18 protein-coding genes are annotated in these 16,157 nt (G+C 63.6%); 10 read left to right on the top strand and 8 right to left on the bottom strand.

Features of this window, described 5'->3' with window-relative positions:
* Window positions 1-39: 39 nt before the first annotated feature.
* Window positions 40-834 carry an acyl-CoA thioesterase II gene (locus ONG87_RS13935; RefSeq protein ID WP_122476101.1) on the top strand — a complete coding sequence of 265 codons (795 nt, stop codon included), beginning with the start codon at window positions 40-42 and terminating at the stop codon, window positions 832-834.
* Here ONG87_RS13935 and ONG87_RS13930 read toward each other — a convergent pair.
* Together ONG87_RS13930 and ONG87_RS13925 are read right to left on the bottom strand one after the other, a co-directional pair.
* Window positions 803-1,048, bottom strand: a complete 246-nt coding sequence (locus ONG87_RS13930; protein ID WP_264381447.1) for a hypothetical protein — start codon at window positions 1,046-1,048, stop codon at window positions 803-805. The two genes, ONG87_RS13935 and ONG87_RS13930, sit on opposite strands and share 32 nt — an antisense overlap.
* 174 nt (window positions 1,049-1,222) lie before the next feature.
* Window positions 1,223-2,068, bottom strand: coding sequence for a TatD family hydrolase (locus ONG87_RS13925; protein WP_264381446.1), 846 nt, complete (start codon window positions 2,066-2,068; stop codon window positions 1,223-1,225).
* 121 nt (window positions 2,069-2,189) lie between these two features.
* Here ONG87_RS13925 and ONG87_RS13920 point away from each other — a divergent pair, with 121 nt between their 5' ends.
* The 3 genes from ONG87_RS13920 (at window position 2,190) to ONG87_RS13910 (ending at window position 4,685) form a co-directional block, all read left to right on the top strand.
* Entirely contained in the window at window positions 2,190-3,611 is a 1,422-nt protein-coding gene (locus tag ONG87_RS13920; protein WP_185794449.1) for a transglycosylase SLT domain-containing protein, read from the top strand.
* A 69-nt stretch (window positions 3,612-3,680) separates the two neighbouring features.
* On the top strand, window positions 3,681-4,157 hold the full coding sequence (gene greB / locus ONG87_RS13915) for a transcription elongation factor GreB (RefSeq protein ID WP_192058102.1): 477 nt from the start codon (window positions 3,681-3,683) through the stop codon (window positions 4,155-4,157).
* Window positions 4,158-4,376: 219 nt separating this feature from the next.
* Window positions 4,377-4,685 carry a class I SAM-dependent methyltransferase gene (locus tag ONG87_RS13910; protein ID WP_122713797.1) on the top strand — a complete coding sequence of 103 codons (309 nt, stop codon included), beginning with the start codon at window positions 4,377-4,379 and terminating at the stop codon, window positions 4,683-4,685.
* Window positions 4,686-4,700: 15 nt separating this feature from the next.
* Here ONG87_RS13910 and ONG87_RS13905 read toward each other — a convergent pair whose 3' ends face one another.
* Both ONG87_RS13905 and ONG87_RS13900 read right to left on the bottom strand, forming a co-directional pair.
* Window positions 4,701-7,205: an ABC transporter permease gene (locus tag ONG87_RS13905; protein ID WP_264381445.1), complete on the bottom strand. Its 2,505-nt coding sequence runs from the start codon at window positions 7,203-7,205 to the stop codon at window positions 4,701-4,703.
* Window positions 7,205-7,888 (bottom strand): ABC transporter ATP-binding protein, encoded by a 684-nt coding sequence (locus ONG87_RS13900; RefSeq protein ID WP_192053139.1) that lies wholly within the window; start codon window positions 7,886-7,888, stop codon window positions 7,205-7,207. The genes ONG87_RS13905 and ONG87_RS13900 overlap by 1 nt, the downstream gene beginning before the upstream one ends.
* Window positions 7,889-7,899: 11 nt before the next feature.
* Between ONG87_RS13900 and ONG87_RS13895 the strand changes: the two genes are divergently transcribed.
* The 3 genes from ONG87_RS13895 to ONG87_RS13885 all read left to right on the top strand — a co-directional run bounded on the left by ONG87_RS13895 (window position 7,900) and on the right by ONG87_RS13885 (window position 9,916).
* The gene (locus ONG87_RS13895) at window positions 7,900-8,505 is read left to right on the top strand and encodes an arylesterase (RefSeq protein ID WP_264381444.1); all 606 of its coding nucleotides are present in this window, start codon (window positions 7,900-7,902) and stop codon (window positions 8,503-8,505) included.
* A gap of 56 nt (window positions 8,506-8,561) precedes the next feature.
* On the top strand, window positions 8,562-8,855 hold the full coding sequence (locus ONG87_RS13890; protein ID WP_122476088.1) for a hypothetical protein: 294 nt from the start codon (window positions 8,562-8,564) through the stop codon (window positions 8,853-8,855).
* A gap of 92 nt (window positions 8,856-8,947) precedes the next feature.
* Window positions 8,948-9,916, top strand: coding sequence for a L,D-transpeptidase family protein (locus ONG87_RS13885; RefSeq protein ID WP_122476086.1), 969 nt, complete (start codon window positions 8,948-8,950; stop codon window positions 9,914-9,916).
* A gap of 70 nt (window positions 9,917-9,986) precedes the next feature.
* On the opposite strand, the gene ONG87_RS13880 is transcribed toward ONG87_RS13885, so the two are convergent.
* A complete protein-coding gene (locus ONG87_RS13880) occupies window positions 9,987-10,238 on the bottom strand; it encodes an Lpp/OprI family alanine-zipper lipoprotein (protein ID WP_122476084.1) in 252 nt (83 codons plus the stop codon).
* A 469-nt stretch (window positions 10,239-10,707) separates the two neighbouring features.
* Here ONG87_RS13880 and ONG87_RS13875 point away from each other — a divergent pair, with 469 nt between their 5' ends.
* Window positions 10,708-10,989, top strand: a complete 282-nt coding sequence (locus ONG87_RS13875; RefSeq protein WP_122476082.1) for a GNAT family N-acetyltransferase — start codon at window positions 10,708-10,710, stop codon at window positions 10,987-10,989.
* 66 nt (window positions 10,990-11,055) lie between these two features.
* Here the strand turns inward: ONG87_RS13875 and ONG87_RS13870 are convergent, their stop codons facing one another.
* On the bottom strand, window positions 11,056-12,129 hold the full coding sequence (locus tag ONG87_RS13870) for a 3-deoxy-7-phosphoheptulonate synthase (RefSeq protein WP_122476765.1): 1,074 nt from the start codon (window positions 12,127-12,129) through the stop codon (window positions 11,056-11,058).
* A 214-nt stretch (window positions 12,130-12,343) separates the two neighbouring features.
* On the opposite strand from ONG87_RS13870, the gene ONG87_RS13865 reads away from it, so the two are divergent.
* Both ONG87_RS13865 and cysB read left to right on the top strand, forming a co-directional pair.
* The gene (locus ONG87_RS13865; RefSeq protein WP_264381443.1) at window positions 12,344-12,844 is read left to right on the top strand and encodes a universal stress protein; all 501 of its coding nucleotides are present in this window, start codon (window positions 12,344-12,346) and stop codon (window positions 12,842-12,844) included.
* A 121-nt stretch (window positions 12,845-12,965) separates the two neighbouring features.
* A complete protein-coding gene (cysB, locus tag ONG87_RS13860) occupies window positions 12,966-13,940 on the top strand; it encodes an HTH-type transcriptional regulator CysB (RefSeq protein ID WP_043185743.1) in 975 nt (324 codons plus the stop codon).
* A 48-nt stretch (window positions 13,941-13,988) separates the two neighbouring features.
* On the opposite strand, the gene ONG87_RS13855 is transcribed toward cysB, so the two are convergent.
* Both ONG87_RS13855 and pabB read right to left on the bottom strand, forming a co-directional pair.
* On the bottom strand, window positions 13,989-14,723 hold the full coding sequence (locus ONG87_RS13855) for a phosphoadenylyl-sulfate reductase (RefSeq protein ID WP_122476079.1): 735 nt from the start codon (window positions 14,721-14,723) through the stop codon (window positions 13,989-13,991).
* Window positions 14,724-14,806: 83 nt separating this feature from the next.
* Entirely contained in the window at window positions 14,807-16,150 is a 1,344-nt protein-coding gene (gene pabB / locus ONG87_RS13850) for an aminodeoxychorismate synthase component I (RefSeq protein WP_264381442.1), read from the bottom strand.
* Window positions 16,151-16,157 lie beyond the last annotated feature (7 nt).

The raw sequence follows: 16,157 nt of genomic DNA, 5'->3' as shown, positions 1-16,157 counted from the left end.
TACCATCAAGCCCATCGACAACCACCCCAAGGCCGGCCCATGAACCTTCGCGACTTGCTGGCAAGCGCACGACGTCCACCCCACAGCGTTACCGTACCTCGCGAATGGAGCCAGGGTCGCGCCTGCTACGGCGGGCTCATGGCCGCTTTGCTGCACGAGGCCATGGCGGCGCAGGTCCCTGGCCGGCCGGTGCGTTCGATGGCAATCACGTTCGTGGGGCCAGCCGAACTGGAAGTCCCCATGGATCTACAGGTGGAAATATTGCGCGAGGGCAGTGCGGTGACTTCGGTGCTGGCACGGGCGGTGCAGAACGGACGCACCATGACCGTGGTCCAGGCCAGCTTCGGTCTACCGCGCGAATCGGCGATCACCCTCAGCGCGATGCCGGTGCCGGCGATGAAAACGCTGGAACAGTCCACCGCGCTGCCATATCTGCCTGGGGTCACGCCGGAGTACATTCGCCATCTGGACATGCGCTGGGGAATCGGCGCGCTGCCATTCAGCAATACGCCGGTCGCCGGGATCGGCGGATGGATGCAGCTGCGTGAGCATGATCGCGATGAGCCGATCACCGAAGCGTTGTTACTGGTATTGGGCGACGCCTGGCCGCCTGCATTGCTGCCCTATTTGAGCAAGCCTGCACCTGGCAGCAGCCTGACCTGGACTATCGAGTTCATTCAACCGATGCCTGCAATGCGCAGCGGCGACTGGTGCCGCTACCAGGCCCTGATCGAGCATGCCCGCGATGGCTACGGGCACACCTCTGCGGCCATGTGGAACCCCGAGGGAGAGCTGCTGGCTATCAGCCGGCAGACGGTGACAGTTTTTGGCTGAGCTCGGCCTGGCTGGGTTCACGCTGGCCGCGGCCTAGAGCGAACGCGGCGACCAGGCCAATGACACCGATAGCCGCTTCGCCAATGCTGGCACAGGCGACGGCATCGACCAGCATCAAGGCTGAAAGAGCCAGCAATGGCAGGGCAATGGCGCGCGACACACGCAGGCCGTTGTTCGGGTCGTTGACGATCTTCAATGCGGTGGTGTCGTTCATGGCTCAATGCTCCCTGGGCGCGGTGCAACGGGACCTGGATCAACAAGACGATGTCGCTTGAGCCATTTCTGGATGGCATGACCTGTAGAGTCCTGCCACCGGCGAATTGTTCAGCACTGTCCTGGTCCGGATCAGTTGAGAACGATAATAGTCAGCCCTGGCATTGGCCGCGAATCAAGCTTCGCTATCGGCGCCATAGAGGCCAGCTGCGGCGCTGGGGATTTCAGGCAGGGCGAAAAACGCCCGCGCGCAGGCCGTCGTGCTCAGCGCCAGTTCGGCCACGCTTTCACCGCGATGCAGGGCCACTTCACGCAGGACCTCAGTGAGGAAGGCCGGCTCGTTGCGGCCGCTCTTGGGCTTGGGGCGCAAGGTGCGCGGCAGCAGGTACGGGGCATCGCTCTCGAGCATCAACCGCGCGGCAGGAATGCTGCCCACCAGCGGGTGCAGGTGGGTGCCGCGACGCTCGTCGCAGATCCAGCCGGTGATACCGATGTGCAGGTCCAGGTCCAGATAGCCGAACAACGCCTGGCGCTCGCCGGTAAAGCAGTGCACCACGGCAGCAGGCAGGTGGTCGCGGTAGTCCTTGAGAATGTCCAGCAGGCGCTGGTGGGCGTCGCGCTCGTGGAGGAATACCGGCAGCTGCAGCTCCACGGCCAGGGCCAGATGCTCCTGCAGCACCTTTTCCTGCTGTGGGCGCGGCGAGAAATCTCGATTGAAATCCAGGCCGCATTCGCCTACGGCCTTCACCCGCGGCAGGCGCAGCAGGTCGCGCAGGCGTGCGGCGCTGTCGCCGTTCCACTCGCTGGCGCTGTGTGGATGAATGCCCGCAGTGCTGAACAGCCGCTCGCTCGACTCATCCCACCGCTGGCACAGTTGCAGCGCCTGTTCGCTGCCTTCGACGCTGGTCCCGGTGAGCACCAACTGACAGACGCCGGCCTCGTAGGCCCTCTGCAGAACCGCCTCGTGCTTCTGCGCAAAGCTGTCGTTGGTAAGGTTGACGCCGATATCGATGAGTTGCATGGTGCTACCTCGAAGCAGGAGGCGAAAAGCATACCAGAGCTTGGCGATTGGCAAGAAAGCCAAGAACTTCAGAAGGTTGTGGCGGTCCGTGAGGGGCTGCTCAGGACATTGCCGGGGAACCATGGGCCTTAGATCACTGATTGTCATGCTCTGTCTGGCCCTCGGGCTGCCCTCGGCTGCCGCCGCTCGTCCGGCGGGGCCTCCCCTGGCGGCGCACCCGGCCAAGGTCCGCGACCTGGCGCAGATCCAGTCGAGCAAGGTATTGCGCGTGCTGGTCAACCAGAGCCGCAATAGCTCTGGTCAGGTTCGCGGTCAGGCCATTGGCGTCGAATACCACCGCCTGCAGGCTTTTCAAGGTTATCTCAATGCTCACGCCGGCAAAGGCCAGGCGTTGCAGCTCAAGATCATCCCGCGCGCCAAGGAGCAACTGCTCGGCGCCCTGCAGCGCGGCGAAGGCGACCTGGTCGCGCCGGGCGAGTTGATGGAGCTGCATCCTTCCAGCAAGGTCGCGGTCAGCGATGCGGTGGTCGCCAATGTGCCTTTCGTGCTGGTGGGCGGCAAAGGCGGGCGGCGTTACGTACGGGTCGAACAATTGGCCGGCAAGACCCTGGCCCTGTCCAACGGCAGCGCCGCAGGCGCTGCAATCGAACGCTTGAACCAGAAACTGGCGTTGCGCAAGCTGGCGCCCATCGACATCGAATGGGTCGACCCAAGCCTGGCGGCAGAAGACGTACTGGAGATGGTTCAAGCCGGGATCTACCCGTTGACCGTAGTCGAACTGCCTATCGCCGAGCGGTGGGCCAAGGTCATGCCGCGACTGCGGGTAGACCGTCGCGTGGTGCTCAGCGCACCGGGCTCGGTCAGCTGGTACGTGCGCCGCGACGCACCGCAGCTGGGCGCCAGCGTCGATCGCTTTCTGGCCTCTTACAAGGCGCCGAGCGACCAGGATGCCGCCTTCGTCAAGGTCTACCGCGGCTTGTACAAGGTTCACTATCCACTGGCCCGCAGCGACCGCCAGCGCCTCGAAAAGCTGCGCCCGGTGCTTCAGCGGCACGCCCGCGAGCAGCACATGGACTGGCTCAACCTCGCGGCGCTGGCCTTCAAGGAATCCAAGCTCGATCCGGCCGCCCGTGGTGGTGGCGGCGCGACCGGCCTGCTGCAGATCACCCCCTCGGCGGCGCGGCGGGTGGGCGTGGGCAACATCCAGAACCTCGACAACAACGTGCAGGCCGGGGCCAAATATCTGGCGATGATTCGCCGCAAGTTCTTTTCCAGCAACAAACTCAACGAACGTGAACGCATGGCCTTCACCCTGGCCGCCTACAACATGGGCCCTGAGCGGGTGCAGGCAATGCGCAAGGAGGCCCGCCGCCGCGGCCTCAACCCCGATCAATGGTTTTTCCAGACCGAACGCATCGCCATGGAGCAGATGGGCATGGCCTCGGTGAGCTATGTCAACAGTGTGAACAAGTACTACCTGGCATTCGCCCGCGAACGCGACTCACTGGAGCCCGGCGCCCGCAAGCTGGCGTCTGCTCGCTGAACGCCCGGCGTACTGGCAGGGCAGGGCGTTTGCTGTAGGCTACGGCTTTGAGCCTGGCTGGAGACCGTGTTGGCAACGAACATCATTACCCGTGAAGGGCACGAGGCATTGAGGGCCGAACTCGATCATCTGTGGCGCGTCTATCGTCCGGAGATTACGCAGAAGGTCGCCTGGGCAGCATCGCTGGGCGATCGCAGTGAGAACGCCGACTACCAGTACAACAAGAAACTGCTGCGCGAGATCGATCGCCGGGTGCGCTACCTGCGCAAGCGCCTGGAAGACGTCAAGGTCGTCGATTATTCGTCCGAACAGGAAGGGCGGGTATTCTTCGGTGCCTGGGTCGAGATCGAGAACGATGAAGGCGCGCGCAAGACATTCCGCATCGTTGGCTATGACGAGATCTATGGCCGCAATGACTATATCTCCATCGACTCACCCATGGCCCGTGCCCTGCTGAAGAAGCAGGAGGGCGACGACATTGTCGTGCAGATCCCCGATGGCGAAGCGCTCTGGTACGTAAACCAGATTTCCTACAAACCTGCTTGAATCCGGTGCGCATCCGTCGCAAGCCCTGCGAGTCAGGCGGTTGACTCGTGCCTGCCCGTTCACTAGGATTACCGCTCATGCGCCGATTTAGACAGCTACTTGCGGGGCGCCTGGGGGTTTTCACGAGCCCTCGAAATACCGCTAAAGCGCTGGTTCGGTGATGCCTCCCACCGCTGCCCAGCTCTCCCACATGAAGCGGTCGAGGCTGAGAACACCATCATGAACTGTCCCCGTCCCATCGTTTGCCTTGCGCCGATCCCGGCCAGCCCGTCCCTGCGCAATCCCCGTATCCTGCTGGTTGGCCAGCATCAGCCGAACCTGCTGCGCAGCCTCGATGGCTGGCCGCGTCGCCGTGGCAAGCCCGGTGCGTTCGTGGCGCGTTTCATCGACCAGCACAGTGCCTTGAAGAGCCTGCCCGACAACAGCTTCGAGCTGGCCGTGATCCAGGCACCGTCGGCCCGAGACGCCCACGAAGTGATTGCCCATGCCGTGCGCATCGCCCGGCAGGGGCTCATCACGCTGCGCTGAATCGCCCGCGGCGTTTCAGCCTTCCCTGAGCACCTGCAACGGGCTTGCGTTGAGGGCTCGACGGGTGCCGAACACCCCGGCGCCACCCACCAGCAGCGCGCCGATCAATGGCAAGCAGAGCAGCCAGGGGTGCGGCGTCCAGACCAGATCGAAGGCGTAGCGATACAGCACGAAGCTGATCAACTCGCTGCCCAGTGCTGCCAGCACACCACTGGCGGCGCCCAGCAGTCCGAACTCGATGCGCCGCGCCTTGACCAGCAGCTTGCGCTCGGCACCCAGCGCACGGATTAGCGCGCCTTGGCGGATGCGTTCGTCCAGCGTGGCCTGCAGCCCGGAAAACAACACCGCCATGCCCGCTGCCAGCACGAACAGCAGCACGTACTCCACCGCCAGGGTGACCTGGGCGAGGATGCTGCGCAGCTGTTCCAGCAGCGCCTCGACCCCCAGAATGGTGGCCGCCGGGAATGCCCTGGACAGTTCGACCACCTGTGAATCATGACCAGGCGCAATATAGAAGCTGGTCAGGTAGGTGGTCGGCAGGTCGTCGAACGTGCCGGGCTGGAAGATCATGAAGAAGTTGGGCTGGAAGTTGTTCCAGTCCACCGTGCGCAGGCTGGTTACCACGGCATCGCGGTTGGAGCCGCCGATATTGAACGTCAGACGGTCGCCAAGCTTGAGATGCAGACTCTGCGCCACCCCTTCTTCGACCGATACACCGGGGACGTCGGCGCGCTCGGTAGCATTCCACCATTGCCCGGCGGTTATCCGATTGCCGTTGGGCAGGTGCTCGGCCCAGGTCAGGCTCAGGTCCCGCTGCACCGCGCGTTCACCGCGCGAGTCTTTTTCGACCAGCTCCTGCACTGGTGCATCGTTGATGTCGACCAGACGCCCCGGCATGACCGGGTACAGCGGCGCCGAGCGGGCGCCGGCCTGCTGCAGGTGGCCGGCAAAGGCATCGCGCTCGTCCGGCAGGATGTTCAGGGCGAAATAGTTCGGCGCGTCTTCGGGTAGCTGGTTCTGCCAGTTGTCCAGCAGCTCGCCGCGCAGCAGTGCGATCAGTGTCATTGCCAGCAGGATCAGGCCGAAGGCCAACGCCTGCCCGGCAGCCGCCAGGGGATGGCGCAGCAGTTGCCCGAGCCCCAGGCGCCATGGCAGGGGTGAACGCGCCAGCAAGCGGCGCAGGCTTTTCAAAGCCAGCAACAACAGACCACCCAGGATCAGCGCCGCCAACAGGCCGCCGGCGAGCAAAGCGAACGTCAGCACCAGGTCCAGGCTCAACCGCCACATGATCAAGCCCAGCGCCAGCAGCGCGGTGCCATACACCAGCCAGGTGCTTGGCGGCACTGGCAGCAAATCACGACGCAGCACGCGCAAGGGCGGCACCGCGCCCAAGGCCGCCAGGGGCGGAAGGGCGAAACCGGCCAGCGCCACCAGCCCGGTGCCGATGCCGGCCAGCGCAGGAAACAGCCCTCCGGCCGGTACCACGGCTGGCAGCAGTCCGTGCAGCATCTGGAACAGCACCAGCTGCGCCAGCCAGCCGATAAGCGCGCCGCTCAGGCACGCCAGCAGCCCCAGCAGTGCCAGCTGCACGCAGAACATCAGCATCACCTCGCGCCGCGACAGGCCGAGGCAGCGCAGCAGGGCGCTGGCATCGAAACGTCGCGCGGCGAAGCGGCTGGCCGACATGGCCACTGCCACGCCGGCCAACAGCACTGCCACCAGGCTCGCCATGTTCAGGTAGCGCTCGGCCTTGCCCAGCGCGCCGCCGATCTGCTGGTTGCTGTCCCTGGCATCACGCAGGCGCTGGTTGGGTTCGAGTCCCGGCTCCAGCTGCTTTTGATAACCGGCCAACCGTTCGGGAGCGCCGCGCCACAGTTCACGGTAGGTCACCCGGCTGCCCGGTTGCACTACATTGGTCGCAGCCAGGTCCTGCAGGTTGATCATCACCCGGGGCGTGAGGCTGTAGAAATTGCCGGCACGGTCCGGCTCGTAAGTCAGCACCCGTGCCAGGCGCAAGGTCTTGCTGCCTACATCCAGGGTATCGCCCACTTTCAGGTTCAGCGCGGCCAGCAGCCGTGACTCGGCCCACGCCTCGCCGGGCCTGGGCCCGTCCCCAGCGGTTTCCTCGCCATACGGCTGCGCTGCGCTCTTGAGCTCGCCGCGCAAGGGATAGGCCTCATCGACCGCTTTGACGCTGGACAGCTGGATACCACTGTCGGCGGCAATCACGCTGGCGAATTCCACCACCCGCGCATGATCCAGGCCAGCGTTGATGCCTGCATCGATCTGCTCCTGACGCGCCGGGCTGCTGCCTTGCAGGATCAGGTCGGCGCCGAGAAACTCGGTGGCGCGCAACTGCATCGCGCCGTTGAGGCGTGCTCCGAAGTAGCCGATTGCGGTACTGGCAGCAACCGCCACCAGCAAGGCGAAAAACAGCACGCGCAGCTCGCCGGAACGCGCATCACGCAACAGCTGACGGGCAGCAAGGGCCACCAGTCGCAACATCGGCAGGCCGGCCATCAGGGCTCCAGGGGCGCGACGAGGCGCCCGGCATCGAGGCGGATCAGGCGGTGGCAGCGATGCGCCAGGCGTTCGTCGTGGGTTACCAGCACCAAGGTGGTACCGCGTTCCTTGTTGAGCTCGAACAGCAGGTCGCTGATGCGCTCGCCGGTATGGCTGTCGAGATTGCCGGTGGGCTCGTCGGCGAACAGCACGTCCGGTTCGGCCGCGAATGCGCGGGCGATGGCGACACGCTGTTGTTCGCCGCCCGAGAGCTGGCGGGGCGAGTGGGTCAGACGCTGGCCCAGGCCGACCCGTTCGAGCAACGTGCGCGCATGTTCTCGGGCATCCTTGCGGCCGTCGAGCTCCAGCGGCAGCATCACGTTCTCCAGGGCATTGAGGCTGTCGAGCAGTTGGAACGACTGAAACACGAAACCGACGTGTTCGGCTCGTACCCGCGCGCGCTGGTCTTCGTCGAGGGTGCCCAGGTCCTGGCCGGCCAGGGTCACGCTGCCCGCACTGGGCAGGTCGAGGCCGGCCAGCAGGCCGAGCAGGGTAGACTTGCCCGAACCCGATGCGCCGACGATGGCCAGGCTGTCGCCTTTGGCCAATTCCAGCGAGAGTTCGTGCAGAATGGTCAGTTCACCTTCCGCGCTGGTGACCACTTTGCTAAGGTTCCGCGCTGTAAGAATGCTTGCGCCCATGGAGAGTCCCGATGCGAATGTGGTTGATGAGTGCTGGCCTGGGCCTGATGTTGGCCGCCCAGAGTGCAGCGGCAGGTACGGTACTGATCGTTGGCGATAGTATCAGCGCGGCTTTCGGCCTGGATACCCGTGCCGGCTGGGTCGCGCTGCTCGAGCAGCGCCTGGAACAGCAGGGTTTCAGCGACAAGGTGGTCAACGCTTCGATCACTGGCGACACCTCGGCCAATGGCTCGGCGCGGCTGCCCGCGCTGCTTGCAGCGCACAAGCCGGACCTGGTCGTGCTCGAGCTGGGTGGCAACGATGGCCTGCGCGGGATGCCCGTAACGCAATTGCAACAGAATCTTGCGTCGATGATTGAGGTCTCCCGCAAGGCCGGCGCCGAGGTCCTGTTGCTGGGCATGCAGTTGCCGCCCAACTACGGCGCGCGTTACACCCAGTCGTTCGCCCAGGTCTATCACACGCTGGCAGAAGAGAAAAAAGTGGCCCTGGTGCCATTTCTGCTCGAAGGGGTCGGCGGGGTGCCGACACTGATGCAGGCCGACGGCGTGCATCCCACGGCTGGCGCCCAGGGCAAACTGCTGGAAAACGTCTGGCCGATGCTCAAACCCTTGCTTTGACGCTTTTCTGCGCGCGGGCTTTCGGCTAATGTGGCGCCCCCTGTTTGGAGCCCCCGATGCCGCGTCCCGCCTGGTCCCTGTTTGCCTATCAATTGATCGAGCCCGACGATCAGCTGGACCTGTTCGCCTGCCAGGAAAGTCGCGTGCACCTGGCTGCGCGTCAGCTGGAACTGGGCGGTTCGGTGGACCGCACCCTGTGTGGAACCTTGCTCCCGGCCCAGCCGCGCTGGCTGGAAGTGCACAAGCTGATCTTTCGTGACCAACGGCTGTGCAAACTGTGCCGGGCCATCCTGTTCGCCCAGCGCAAGGGCACACGACCGGTATGGCCCGAGCTGCAGTCGATCCCCTGATCGGCGTCCTGACGGCCCCCGTCTACACGCGCCCGGCAACTGCGCGTACAATCGGGGCATTGTCCCGTTCAGTTCGACCAAGGATTTCCTGGATGCCGCCGAGCCTTTCCGTCCTCACCCGCAGCCTGTTGCTGGCCGCCGCATTCGCAGCGACGCCGGCCATGGCGCTGGAATTCCCGTTGCCACCTGCGGGTGAAGACATCATCGGCCAGGTGCAGACCATCACCGCCAAGTACGAGGACACCTTCGCCGACATCGCGACGGCCAATGACCTCGGCTATCTGGAAATGGTCGCCGCCAATCCTGGCGTCGACCCCTGGCTGCCGGGTGCCGGTACACAGATTGTCCTGCCGACTCGCTTCATTTTGCCGCCGGGTCCGCGCGAGGGCATCGTCATCAACCTGGCCGAGTACCGCCTCTACTATTACCCCAAGGGCGAGGACGTCGTGCGTACCTACCCGCTGGGGATTGGCCGGGAAGGGTGGGGCTCGCCCATCGCGCACACCAAGATCATCGCCAAGACCCCGAATCCGACCTGGACGCCGCCGGCCTCGATCAAGGCCGAGCATGCTGCAGACGGTGATCCGCTACCCAATGTGGTGCCTGCTGGCCCGGACAACCCGCTGGGGCCTTTCAAATTCACCCTCGGCCTGCCGGGCTACCTGATTCACGGCTCGAACAAGCAGTTCGGCATCGGCATGCGCACCAGTCATGGCTGCTTCCGCATGTACAACGACAACGTGCTGGAGCTGGCCAGCATGGTGCCGGTTGGAACTGGCGTGCGCATCATGAACGAGTCCTACAAGTTCGGCATGAGCGGCGGCAAGGTGTACCTGGAAGCCCACGCGCAACTGACCGACAAGGGTGATCCGGTGACCCTGGACAGGCACACCGCCGTCATCAATGCGTTGCTCAACCGTCGCGACTTCGCCCCGGACATCAAGATGAACTGGGACGTGGTCCGTGATGTGGTCGCCGCCGAAGACGGCCTGCCGGTCGAAATTGCCGGGGCGGGTGTCCCGATGATCAGCAGCGCGCCCGGCAGCCCGCCCGCACCCTAGTCGGCTGTTGCTGCGCCCATAAAAAAACCGACCCAGTGGGTCGGTTTTTTTACAGCCTCGGAAAAGGCTGTTACTTGCGGCTGGCCTTGTCGAGCATGCGCAGAGCGCGCTCGTTGGCTTCGTCGGCAGTCTGCTGGGCTTTCTGAGCGGCGGTCAGCGCTTCGTCAGCCTTGCGGTAGGCTTCGTCGGCACGGGCTTGCGAGCGCGCAGCGGCGTCTTCGGTAGCGGTCAGGCGAGCTTCGGTTTCTTTGGTTGCGCTGCTGCAACCGGTAGCCAGAACGGCGGCCAGGGCCAGTGCAGAGAATTTCAGAGCATTGTTCATTGTGTTCCCCTTCGAAGGACATTCTTTTAAGTAGCCATTTCTCATGAATGAGAAACTAGCCGCCGTACATACTACTCATTACTTGTAGTAAGTAAACGGACGCAGCGCAAGAGATGAAAAAAAATCCACCCATGCCCCGAGGTGCGGAACGTAAGCCGCAAACCACGGTCTAGCGCTGGTTGGGCGCAACCCAGGGGCGTGCGCAAGTGCATCGCGTAATTGCCTGATGCATGAACTAAGGCAGGGTTTAAATGTCTTCGGCCGCACGCAGTTGAGGGGTGGCCGGGAAGTCGAAAATGAGTTGCGGCGAAGACAATCAACTCGCCTGTACGCTGATGTTGTTTGCTGCCGCTGCAGGCATCACGATTGCGTTTGATGACAAAATCAGCACAGGCCTGCGCAACTGTTTCTTCGTTGTACAAAGAGCGGTAAGGTAGAGGTCTAAATCCAAGACCCGCGAGGAAACGCGATGAGCGAGGCGCTTTCGATCCACCACGACCAGGCCGGTCACCAGTTCGAAATCAATATCGACGGCCACCGTGCGTACCTCACCTACATGGACCTGGGCAAACAGACCCTGGACATCTACCGCACCTTTGTACCCAATGCCTTGCGCGGCCGGGGCATCGCTGCGGCACTTACCGAGCAGGCTCTGGACTACGCCGAAAGCCATGGCTACACGGTGATCCCGTCGTGCTCCTATGTCGAGCGCTACATGGAACGCCACCAGCGCCGTGCGGCCAAGCTGTAGAAAGCCAGGCTGCATCTGCAGGCCGCAAGGCCGGGTCAGTGGAAGCTATTGACCCGGCCCTTGGCTTCAGCGGCTACGCTTGGGCAACACATCCTTGAGTTTGGCGTGCATGCTGCGCAGTGTCTTTTCAGTGCTGGCCCAGTCGATGCACGCGTCGGTGACCGATACGCCGTACTGCAGGTCGCCCAAGTCCTTGGGAATCGACTGACTGCCCCAATTCAAATGGCTTTCCACCATCAGGCCGATGATCGACTGGTTGCCTTCCAGGATCTGATTGGCCACGTTCTCCATCACCAGCGGTTGCAGTGCTGGGTCCTTGTTGGAGTTGGCGTGGCTGCAGTCGACCATGATGTTGGCCTTGATGCCTGCTTTTTCCAGCGCCTGCTCGCACACCGCCACGCTGACCGAGTCGTAGTTGGGCTTGCCGTTGCCGCCGCGCAGCACCACGTGGCCGTAGGCATTGCCCTTGGTGGTGACGATGGATACGCCACCTTCCTGGTTGATGCCCAGAAACCGATGCGCACTGGACACCGACTGCAACGCGTTGATGGCCACGGTCAGGCCGCCGTCGGTACCGTTCTTGAAGCCCACTGCCGAGGACAGGCCCGAAGCCATTTCACGGTGGGTTTGCGATTCGGTGGTGCGCGCGCCGATGGCCGACCAGCTGATCAGGTCCTGCAGGTACTGCGGCGAAATCGGGTCCAGCGCCTCGGTCGCGGTAGGCAGGCCCATTTCGGCCAGATCCAGCAGCAGTTTCCGACCGATGTGCAGACCGTCCTGGATCTTGAACGAGTCGTCCAGGTAAGGATCGTTGATCAGGCCTTTCCAGCCCACCGTGGTGCGCGGTTTTTCGAAATACACGCGCATGACCAGGTACAGGGTGTCCGAGACTTCGGCGGCCAGCGCCTTGAGCCGGCGCGCATATTCGTGCGCGGCATCGATGTCGTGGATCGAGCACGGGCCGATGACCACGAACAGGCGATGGTCACGCCCATCGAGAATATCGCGCACCACTTCACGGCCAGCGGCCACGGTGGTGTGCGCGGCGGCACTGAGCGGGATTTCCCGCTTCAGCTGCGCAGGGGTGATGAGGGTTTCGTTGGAAGCGACGTTAAGGTCGTCGATCGGTAGGTCAGCCATCGTGTTACTCGTCAGGTCACGGGTGCCGGCCGCCAGCGAACCCCGCACGGCGAGGCACAGCATGATTATGAGCGGCGGGGGAGTCGAACCTTAGCGCGTTAGAGCGCATGCAGACAACGGATTTGTGCCATTGCCATGCGCCGACGACCGGTGCACGGCGGGCGGCACTGCTACGCTCAAGTATGCCTGTCGCATTGGCCACTTCGGAGGTCGCATGATCCGCTCCATGCTGTACGCCACTGACCTGGGGGTATATGCCCCGTTCGTCATGCAGCACGCCGTAGCCCTGGCGCGCAGTTTCAACGCGCAGCTGTATGTCATCCATGCCGTGGAGCCGATGGGCCTGATCGCCGAATCGGTGCTGCAGAGTTACCTGGACGAGTCCACGCTCGACCGCCTGCACAATCAAGGGCTCAATACCGTCATGGCCGGGATCGAGGAGAAGGTCCTGCAGAGCCTGCGCAGCGACCTGGGCGACGACGAGCCAGGCCTGGCCTTGATCCGCGCCGTGCGCGTGAGACAAGGGGATCCAGCCGAGGTCATCCTCGACCAGGCCCAGCGACTGGCGGTGGACTTGCTGGTATTCGGCAGTCACAGCCACGCTGCCACTGTTGACGTTCCCCTGGGACGCACTGCGGCCCGCCTGCTGCAGCTGTCCCCGGTGCCGGTCTACATGGTGCCGCTGACCGAGCACCGCAGCCGACCCAGAGGATGAGTCTGGGTTGGTTATTTTTCCTACAAATTTAATAAAAAGTTCTAGATTTATTGTTACAACCTTTAATATAGTTATAACCCGTCGCCGATGACTGGCGGTTTTTCCTGTGTGAGGGATTCATATGAAGCTTCAGCAACTGCGCTACATCTGGGAGGTAGCGCATCATGACCTCAACGTCTCCGCCACGGCGCAAAGCCTGTATACCTCGCAGCCAGGTATCAGCAAGCAGATCCGCCTGCTGGAAGACGAATTGGGTGTTGAAGTCTTCGCACGCAGTGGCAAACACCTGACCCGCGTCACCCCGGCTGGTGAACGCATCATCACCACCGCCGGCGAGATCCTGCGCAAGGTGGAAAGCATCAAGCAGATCGCCCAGGAGTTCTCCAACGAGAAGAAGGGCACGCTCTCCATCGCCACCACCCACACCCAGGCCCGTTATGCATTGCCGACGGTGATCAGCAGCTTCATCAAGCAGTACCCGGATGTGGCCCTGCACATGCATCAGGGCTCGCCGATGCAGATTGCCGAAATGGCCGCCGACGGTACCGTCGACTTCGCCATTGCCACCGAAGGGCTGGACTCGTTCGGCGACCTGATCATGATGCCGTGCTACCGCTGGAACCGCTGCATTGCGGTGCCCCAGGGGCATCCGCTGACCAAGGTGCCGAAGCTGACGCTCGAGGCACTGGCCGAGTACCCGATCGTCACCTACGTGTTCGGTTTCACCGGTCGCTCCAAGCTCGACGAAGCGTTCTCGCGGCGCGGCCTGGCGCCGAAGGTGGTGTTCACCGCCGCCGATGCCGACGTCATCAAGACCTATGTTCGACTGGGCCTGGGTGTGGGCATCGTGGCCAAGATGGCGGTCGATACCAAGCTCGACAACGACCTGGTGGTACTCGACGCCGATCACCTGTTCGAATCCAGCGTGACCCGCATCGGCTTCCGCCGTGGCACCTTTCTGCGCGGCTTCATGTGCGACTTCATCGAGAAGTTCGCGCCGCACCTCACCCGCGAGGTCATGGCCAAGGCCATCCAGTGCCACAACAAGCAGGAACTGGAAGCCTTGTTCGAAGGTGTCGAGTTGCCCGAGCATTGATTGCGCCGCCGTTCCCAGGCATGCCATGCCCGAGCGGCGTCGCGTGGCTCAGGTCTTGGCGATCAGATTGCCCGCGTGCAGCCCGCATTCCTTTTGCGTGGCTTCCTCCCACCACCAGCGCCCCTCGCGCTCGTGCTGGTTGGGCAGCACCGGCCGCGTGCAGGGCTCGCAGCCGATACTGATGAAGCCGCGCTCGTGCAGGCTATTGAAGGGCAGCTCGAGCATGCGGATGTAGCCCCACACCTCTTCGCTGCTCATCTGCGCCAAGGGGTTGAACTTGTACAGCGTGCGCTCGGCCGTCGAAAACGCGCCGTCCACTTCCACCGCCGCTACCTGGCTACGGGTGCCGGGGCTCTGGTCGCGCCGCTGGCCGGTGGCCCAGGCGCTGACGGTGGACAGCTTGCGGCGCAGCGGCTCGATCTTGCGGATACCACAGCACTCGCCATGACCATCGCGATAAAAGCTGAACAGTCCCTTTTGCTTGACGAAGGGGTCCAGCAGCGCGTTGTCCGGCGAGACCAGTTCAATGGTGATCTGGTAGTGATCGCGGACCTGCTCGATGAAGCGATAGGTTTCCGGGTGCAGGCGGCCGGTGTCCAGGCTGAACACCTTGACGTTCTTGTTCAGCTTCCAGGCCATGTCCACCAGCACCACGTCTTCGGCACCGCTGAAGGAAATCCAGAGGTCGTCGCCGAAGTGGGCGAAGGCGAGCTTGAGAATGTCCTGCGGGGACTTGTTCGCGTAGGTCGTCGCCATGTCGGCGACATCGAAGGGTTGGCTCATCAGGCGGCTTCCTGGTCAAAGTGGCGCTTGGCGCTCTATGTGGCGCAATGGTAACAAAAAAACACCGGGCGACATGACCCGGTTCAGAGCCCCGCGAGGGTATCCAGCAGCACGCTCACCTTGAAGATCGACTCCTCGTATTCGGCCTGCCACTGAGAGTCGGCCACGATCGCGCCACCGCCCCAGCAGCAGACCTGGCCGTCCTTGACCAGCAAGGTACGGATGGCGATGGAGCTGTCCATTTCACCGCGCACATCCAGGTACAGCAACGAACCACAGTAGATGGCGCGTTGGGTTGGCTCTACTTCGTCGATGATCTGCATGGCGCGGATCTTCGGCGCGCCGGTGATCGAGCCACCGGGAAAACTGCCGGCGAGCAGGTCCAGACAGTCCTTGTCCGCGGCCAACTCACCGGTCACGGCGCTGACCAGGTGATGAACGTTCGGATAGCTCTCCAGGGCGAACAGCTGCGGCACCCGCACCGAGCCGATCCGGCAGCTTCGGCCCAGGTCATTGCGCAGCAGGTCGACGATCATCAGGTTCTCCGAGCGGTCCTTGGCACTGGCCAGCAGCTCGCGACCCTGGCGCGCGTCTTCTTCGCGGTCGAGGCTGCGCGGGCGGGTGCCCTTGATCGGCCGGGTTTCGACATGACCAGCCGTGACCTTGATGAAACGCTCTGGCGAAAAGCTCAGCAAGGCTGCGCCGCCAGCCAACTGCAGGTAGCCGGAAAACGGCGTAGAGCAGGCAGCGCGCACGGCCTGATAAGCGGCCCACGGGTCGCCTGCGCAGGCGGCACGAAAACGCTGGGTCAGATTGACCTGATAGCAGTCTCCGGCCTGGATATAGGCCTGCACCTTTTCGAATGCACGCCGGTACTGCTCCGCGGTTCGGTCCGGTGTCATCGAGGCGTGCAGCCGGAAGGCCGGGGCTTCGAGCGCGGCCGGTTGGGCGAACAGGTCGATCAAGCGTTGCCGTTCGCGTGCATCCAGCGCGGGATGGAACATCAATTCGCTGGTCTGCCGGCGATGGTCGCTGATCAGCGCCCAGGCGTAGAGGCCCAGGCTGGCGTGCGGCAGGTCGAGGTCGTCGTGGTTGGGCGCTGGCAGGGTCTCCAGCCTGCGGCCGAAATCGTAGCTCAGGTAGCCGATCAGCCCTCCGGCGAAGGGCAGCTCGCAGCCGTCGGGCAATTGCGCCTGGCCCAATTCGGCCAGCGCGACACGGGCCCGTTGCAGGTACTGTTGGCCGGACTCACCGGCCTGGATGCCGAGGGTCTGCAACGGCCAGGCGCTGATCAGGTCGAAGCGGCCGCGCTGGGCGATCGGCTGCGCGCTGTCGAGCAGCACCGCGCCAGGCGCGTGGCGAACCGCAGCGAAATAGGGCGCCGGGTCGGCCAGGTAGGGCAGGGCGTGAAGCGAGCAGGTTGGCATGATAGGT

The organism is Pseudomonas sp. MM227, assembly GCF_947090715.1.
Classification (GTDB): domain Bacteria; phylum Pseudomonadota; class Gammaproteobacteria; order Pseudomonadales; family Pseudomonadaceae; genus Aquipseudomonas; species Aquipseudomonas baltica.
Note: the sequence above shows the minus strand (reverse complement) of the source record. Positions and strands in the feature narration are given on the sequence as shown.

Excerpts from the sequence above, each read along its gene's own strand:
- ONG87_RS13935 (WP_122476101.1), top strand. The coding sequence starts at position 40 with ATGAACCTTCGCGACTTGCTGGCAAGCGCACGACGTCCACCCCACAGC.
- ONG87_RS13930 (WP_264381447.1), bottom strand. The coding sequence starts at position 1,048 with ATGAACGACACCACCGCATTGAAGATCGTCAACGACCCGAACAACGGC.
- ONG87_RS13925 (WP_264381446.1), bottom strand. The coding sequence starts at position 2,068 with ATGCAACTCATCGATATCGGCGTCAACCTTACCAACGACAGCTTTGCG.
- ONG87_RS13920 (WP_185794449.1), top strand. The coding sequence starts at position 2,190 with ATGGGCCTTAGATCACTGATTGTCATGCTCTGTCTGGCCCTCGGGCTG.
- ONG87_RS13910 (WP_122713797.1), top strand. The coding sequence starts at position 4,377 with ATGAACTGTCCCCGTCCCATCGTTTGCCTTGCGCCGATCCCGGCCAGC.
- ONG87_RS13905 (WP_264381445.1), bottom strand. The coding sequence starts at position 7,205 with ATGGCCGGCCTGCCGATGTTGCGACTGGTGGCCCTTGCTGCCCGTCAG.
- ONG87_RS13900 (WP_192053139.1), bottom strand. The coding sequence starts at position 7,888 with ATGGGCGCAAGCATTCTTACAGCGCGGAACCTTAGCAAAGTGGTCACC.
- ONG87_RS13895 (WP_264381444.1), top strand. The coding sequence starts at position 7,900 with ATGCGAATGTGGTTGATGAGTGCTGGCCTGGGCCTGATGTTGGCCGCC.
- ONG87_RS13890 (WP_122476088.1), top strand. The coding sequence starts at position 8,562 with ATGCCGCGTCCCGCCTGGTCCCTGTTTGCCTATCAATTGATCGAGCCC.
- ONG87_RS13885 (WP_122476086.1), top strand. The coding sequence starts at position 8,948 with ATGCCGCCGAGCCTTTCCGTCCTCACCCGCAGCCTGTTGCTGGCCGCC.
- ONG87_RS13880 (WP_122476084.1), bottom strand. The coding sequence starts at position 10,238 with ATGAACAATGCTCTGAAATTCTCTGCACTGGCCCTGGCCGCCGTTCTG.
- ONG87_RS13875 (WP_122476082.1), top strand. The coding sequence starts at position 10,708 with ATGAGCGAGGCGCTTTCGATCCACCACGACCAGGCCGGTCACCAGTTC.
- ONG87_RS13870 (WP_122476765.1), bottom strand. The coding sequence starts at position 12,129 with ATGGCTGACCTACCGATCGACGACCTTAACGTCGCTTCCAACGAAACC.
- ONG87_RS13865 (WP_264381443.1), top strand. The coding sequence starts at position 12,344 with ATGATCCGCTCCATGCTGTACGCCACTGACCTGGGGGTATATGCCCCG.
- cysB (WP_043185743.1), top strand. The coding sequence starts at position 12,966 with ATGAAGCTTCAGCAACTGCGCTACATCTGGGAGGTAGCGCATCATGAC.
- ONG87_RS13855 (WP_122476079.1), bottom strand. The coding sequence starts at position 14,723 with ATGAGCCAACCCTTCGATGTCGCCGACATGGCGACGACCTACGCGAAC.
- pabB (WP_264381442.1), bottom strand. The coding sequence starts at position 16,150 with ATGCCAACCTGCTCGCTTCACGCCCTGCCCTACCTGGCCGACCCGGCG.